Below are 696 nucleotides of genomic sequence, written 5' to 3'. Positions count from 1 at the left end.
GTCATAAGACGGGAGCTCTTGAAAATGTTTGCGACAAATCAACTTGTTACTCTCAGGAAACTGAAATTAAAACTGCAATCAGATTGCAGCATAGACATTTCTAAAAGTACTCTATGAAAAATTGTAAGAGCCGCCGGCTTCACCTTCAGAAAAACTATAGGCGGCAGGAATATTATTTGTGAAAAGCCACATTTAATTGCTGCCCGAAGTAAATACCTGAGGCAGATCCGTGAGCGGCGGAGGCAAGGCTATGATATTGTATATTTGGACGAATCCTGGGTCAATGCTCACCACACCAATGCTAAAGAATGGCAATCAGTAGACGGTAAACAGAAAAGAAAAATACCAAGCAGCAAAGGCCAGCGTATTATACTAACACATGAAGAAAGTAGTGAAGAAGGTCTTGTCCATGACGCTGGACTTATTTTCCAATCAAAAAGTACCGACGGTAGGGACTACCACACAGAAATGAATGGACATATTTTCAGGCACTGGATGGAGAAAGATCTACTTCCAATTCTAAACAGACCATCATGCTTGGTAATGGATAATGCATCCTATAACAGCGCAGTATCAGCGGAACACAACGTACCAACTGCATCAAATACAAAAGCTCAAATTACGACTTGGCTTGCTAAGGAAAATGTCAGCTTCGATGATACATATTTGAAACCCGAGTTGTTGCACCTGGTGAGG

1 protein-coding gene is annotated in these 696 nt (G+C 41.4%); it reads left to right on the top strand.

Features of this window, described 5'->3' with window-relative positions:
* Positions 1-264 precede the first annotated feature (264 nt).
* Positions 265-696, top strand: a 432-nt coding sequence (locus tag AC1VNY_RS42505; RefSeq protein WP_482409670.1) for a hypothetical protein, incomplete at its 3' end; no start/stop codon positions are given.

The sequence above is a fragment of the Bradyrhizobium ferriligni genome, from assembly GCF_056837965.1.
Note: the sequence above shows the minus strand (reverse complement) of the source record. Positions and strands in the feature narration are given on the sequence as shown.